Origin of the sequence: Dokdonella sp. (assembly GCF_039926425.1) — a bacterium.
Classification (GTDB): Bacteria; Pseudomonadota; Gammaproteobacteria; order Xanthomonadales; family Rhodanobacteraceae; genus Dokdonella_A.
The window spans coordinates 1-4525 of sequence record NZ_JBDSWZ010000287.1; the positions used below are offsets into that span (position 1 = coordinate 1).

Consider the following 4525-nt stretch of genomic DNA (forward strand, 5'->3'; position numbering starts at 1 on the left):
ACGCGTGCTAACATCGCAGCTCCCGGCTTTGGCCGTCCAAACGACAGGCGCCATGCAGATCGAGACCAAACTGCCCAAGGTCGGTACCACGATCTTCACGGTGATGAGCCAGCTCGCAATGGAGCACAAGGCGGTGAACCTGGGCCAGGGGTTTCCGGATTTCGACGGACCGCAAGCGTTGCGCGATGCGCTCACGCGCGCGATGAACGATGGCCGCAACCAGTACGCCCCGATGACCGGCGTGCCCGCATTGCGCGAGGCCATCGCACGCAAGACGGAACGCTTGTACGGTCGCAAGGTCAACGTCGATTCCGAGGTCACGGTGACCTCCGGTGCAACCGAGGCGCTGTTTGCCGCGATTGGCGCAGTCGTGCGTGCCGGTGACGAGGTCATCGTTCTCGACCCGTGCTACGACTGCTACGAGCCGGCGATCGAACTCAACGGCGGCCATGCAGTCCATGTGGCGCTGAATCCGCTCGATTTTTCACCGGACTGGCAGAAAATCAAGGATGCGATCACGCCAAAGACCCGCATGATCATGATCAACTCCCCGCATAATCCGTGCGGGTCGGTATTGAGCGTGGCGGATCTCGATACGCTGGCGGAAATGGTGCGCGGAACGGAAATCATCGTTCTTTCAGACGAAGTCTACGAACACATCGTGTTCGACGGCGCGCAGCACGAGAGTGTCCTGCGTCATCGCGAGCTGGCAGATCGCAGTTTCGTCGTCAGTTCGTTCGGCAAGACCTATCACTGCACCGGCTGGAAGGTCGGCTATTGCATCGCGCCAAGGGCGCTGTCCGCGGAATTTCGCAAGGTGCACCAGTACCTGACGTTTTCCACATTCACGCCGGCGCAGTTCGCATTTGCCGACGTGCTCGAGTCGGATCCGCAGCATTATCTGGATCTGCCGTCGTTCTACCAGGCCAAGCGCGACCGGTTCCGCGAGTTGCTGGCGGGTTCGAAGTTCACCCTGCGTCCTGTCGCCGGCGCGTATTTCCAGGTCGCGGATTATTCCGCATTGAGTGACGCCGATGACCTGGCGTTCTGCGAATGGCTGGCGACGCATGGCGGCGTCGCAGCGATTCCGCTGTCCGCGTTTTACGAAACGCCGCCGTCCGGACAACGGCTGATCCGTTTTTGCTTTGCCAAGAACGATGCGACGCTGGAACAGGCCGCAACGCGTCTTCGGGCGCTTTGACATGACCGCATCAACGCCGGCCCGGCCCCTGCGTGTCTCGCTCGTGCAGGGCGCGACGCGCTGGCAGGATGCGGCGGCGAATCGCGCCTACTACGGTGCGCTGGTCGCGCCGCTGCGTGGGTCCAGCGATCTCATCGTTCTGCCCGAGACGTTCCTGTCCGGTTTCACCAACGACACCTTGCATGCTGCCGAGTCGATGGATGGCGAAGGATTGCGCTGGCTGCGGGATCTGGCGCGAGAAGTCGATGCGGTCGTGACCGGCAGCCTCGTGATCCGCGACGGCGATGTGTGCATGAATCGGCTCGTGTGGATGCGACCCGACGGCACATACGCGCAATACGACAAGCGCCATCTGTTCCGCATGGCCCGCGAACACGAACGCTACGGCGGCGGCAACGAGCGCGTGATCGTCGATCTCCACGGTTGGCGGATCTGCCCGATGGTCTGCTACGACCTGCGGTTTCCAGTGTGGTCGCGCAATCGGTATCACCGCGATGTGCAGCGCTTCGACTATGACGTGCTCATTTACGTCGCCAACTGGCCCTCAGCACGGCGGCAACCCTGGCGAACGCTGTTGCGCGCACGTGCGATCGAGAACTGGAGCTACTGTGTCGGCGTCAATCGCGTCGGCGTCGATGGCAACGACATTCACTACGGCGGCGACAGCGCGGTCATCGATTTCGTCGGCGAGTCGATCGTGGATCTGGGCGCGCAGGAACAAGTCGTCACCGTGAGCCTCGACGGCGCCGCATTGGCCGCGCAGCGCGAACGCTTTCCGGCCTGGATGGATTCGGACGACTTCTCGATCCGGTCCTGATCGCGTATCCCGGCGGCGGTCGCGCGATGACGCGAGGCTGTCATGGCGCGGCGGAAAGTCATCCCGGTCAGGCCGCCACCGGACGCTGCAATGCATTGAGTTCCCGGCTGACAATCTCGCGCTCGGCTTCCGCACGGTGTGCGAACGAGCCGATCAACGCGGCGGACTCCGGTGCAAGCACTTCGTACCATTGCACGACCATCTCGCCCTGATGATCGAACTGGCGTACCCGCTCGATGCGGTAGCCGAGGACATGGACTTCGGTGTGTCGCTGGTCGCGCATGATGTTCTCCGCAAGGTCGGGTTCGAGGGTCGACGCAGAGCTTACGGATGCCTGGTGTCATTGCGGTTAACTGCGCGTTGCAGCCCGGTTAAAGTGATGCACCGACAGACGACGTTCTGGTGGGGGCGGGTTGACGACAGTCCGACACATATCGCATCAACTCAGCGGTGTACCCGATACGCGGAACGCAGCAATTCGTGGAAATGATGAACGCCGCTTTCACGCAGCGGGTTGAGTCGTCCGGCGACGTACGAACCGGATGCAAGGCCACGCTGCACGCGTTCGCAGATGTCCACATCTTCCTTTTGCACCAGATCGCTGAATGCGGCGTCGTGCGCGCGTCGCGCCGCGTCGTCGATGTCGGCGGGGTAGTGAAAATCGAACTCGACCCGGCATCGTCCGGGTCCACGTGGCAGCACGCGGTTGGTTTGCAGGCGGCCGGGCAGGATGTTGAGCATGGTGTTCGGCCACAGCCAGTAATACAGCGCGTCGCCATTGCCGTAGAGCTCCTCGGCGCTTTCGAGCGGACTCCATTGCAACGAATGCCAGCGCGAAAGTTCTGTGCGGTAGCTGCGGTAGTCGAGCATCCGGTTCAGTTCCGGATGGATATGCGGAACGTGGTAGCCCTCGAGGTAATTGTCGACGTAGACCTTCCAGTCGCAGTCGATGTCGTAGGCGACCCGCTGCTGCAACACATAGCCGTCCAGACGTCCGGGTCCGATGCGCGCGTCGATTCCGTCAACCAGGTGTGCAAATGGCGGGGAATCGTCGAGCGCGGCGAACACCAGGCCTTGCCATTGCGCGACACGCGCCTCGGGCAGTCGGATGTCGGCGACAGCGAAATGTTCGGCGTCATCCATTTCCGGGGCGCTCGACAATTGCCCATCGAGCGCATAGGTCCAGCCGTGATAGCGGCAGCGAAAACGTTTCGCGCGCCGTCCCGCGCACAACGCCAGCGGCCCCGCCCGATGCCGACAGACGTTGTGCAGCGCGCGCAACGTGCCGTCGTCTCCGCTCACGATCAGCAACGGGACGCCTGCGAGGTCCGCGACGACGTGATCGCCCGGTTGCGCCACGTCGGTGGCGTGCGCGACCAGTTGCCAACTGCGTGCGAAGATCTGTCGCCGATCGCGCTCGTCGGCAGCCGTCCCGACGTAGAACGAGGCGGGCAGCGCGAACGCGCAGGTCAGTTCCCGGGATGCCAAATCGGGGTCCGGCGTGGGTTGTTGCATCGTCCAGTGCACCGTCTGTGTCGATCGAGTATCGAGGTTGGCGCTCCGGCCGCGCAATGGTGTCTCGACGCAAGGTCGGCGACGGTGCTGATACCATGCGCGGCTGCAAATGACGGCGTATCGCGATGGTCGAGCTGACACCCCCGCTGGATTCTGCGTCCGAGGCCCGGCGCACGTTCTGGCTGTTCATGCTGTTCGCGCTGGTCATCCTTGGCGTCGGCATGGGCCTGCGGGATCCGTGGCCGTCGGACGAACCGCGGTTCGCGCTGGTGGCCAGGCAGATGGTCGAATCGGGCGACTGGTTGTTTCCACACCGCGGTCGCGAGCTTTATTCGGACAAGCCGCCGATGCTCTTCTGGATGCAGGCGGCTTCTTACGAACTGGTGCGCAATTGGCGCCTCGCGTTTCTGTTGCCGTCACTGCTCGCAGGCTTGCTGACCCTTGGCCTCACCTACGATTTGGGGCGGCGCCTGTGGAATCCGCGCACCGGCTTGTGTGCCGCGATCGGCGTGCTGTTTGCATTCCAGTTCATGTACCAGGTCAAGCGTGCGCAGATCGATCCGCTGATCATGGGCTGGATCACGCTGGCCAACTGGGGCCTGCTGCTGCATCTGCTTCGCGGCCCCAACTGGCGAGCCTATTGGCTTGGTTGTCTCGCCGCCGGTTTCGGCGTGATCACCAAGGGCGTGGGGATTCTCGCGCTGTTGATGGTGCTGCCGTATCTCTTTGCGCGGCTGCGCGGCTGGGACGGTGTGACGCGCACATCGGGATCGGCGCTGCGCTGGGCAGGAGGCGTGCTCGCGTTTCTCGCACCGATCCTCGCGTGGGGCGGCGGCGTGCTGCTGGTCGCGCATGTGCGCGGGACGGAGGAATACGCCGCCTACGTGCATGACCTGTTCTTCCGGCAAACGGCCGGACGCTATGCAGGTTCGTGGTCGCATCCGCAGCCGTTCTGGTACTACCTGCCGATCGTTCTGTTCAACTGGTTTCCG

5 protein-coding genes are annotated in these 4525 nt (G+C 63.2%); 3 read left to right on the plus strand and 2 right to left on the minus strand.

What is annotated here, in order from left to right; translation table 11 throughout:
• Positions 1-52 precede the first annotated feature (52 nt).
• Both ABIV12_RS16345 and ABIV12_RS16350 read left to right on the plus strand, forming a co-directional pair.
• Positions 53-1201 carry a pyridoxal phosphate-dependent aminotransferase gene (locus ABIV12_RS16345; RefSeq protein ID WP_348061287.1) on the plus strand — a complete coding sequence of 383 codons (1149 nt, stop codon included), beginning with the start codon at positions 53-55 and terminating at the stop codon, positions 1199-1201.
• A 1-nt stretch (position 1202) separates the two neighbouring features.
• Positions 1203-2018, plus strand: a complete 816-nt coding sequence (locus ABIV12_RS16350) for an amidohydrolase (RefSeq protein WP_348061289.1) — start codon at positions 1203-1205, stop codon at positions 2016-2018.
• A gap of 67 nt (positions 2019-2085) precedes the next feature.
• On the opposite strand, the gene ABIV12_RS16355 is transcribed toward ABIV12_RS16350, so the two are convergent.
• Positions 2086-2301 (minus strand): hypothetical protein, encoded by a 216-nt coding sequence (locus ABIV12_RS16355; protein WP_348061291.1) that lies wholly within the window; start codon positions 2299-2301, stop codon positions 2086-2088.
• A 161-nt stretch (positions 2302-2462) separates the two neighbouring features.
• Positions 2463-3533, minus strand: a complete 1071-nt coding sequence (locus ABIV12_RS16360) for an aromatic ring-hydroxylating dioxygenase subunit alpha (protein WP_348061293.1) — start codon at positions 3531-3533, stop codon at positions 2463-2465.
• 188 nt (positions 3534-3721) lie between these two features.
• Here ABIV12_RS16360 and ABIV12_RS16365 point away from each other — a divergent pair.
• The coding region (locus ABIV12_RS16365) for a glycosyltransferase family 39 protein (protein ID WP_348061295.1) at positions 3722-4525 on the plus strand (804 nt) is incomplete at its 3' end.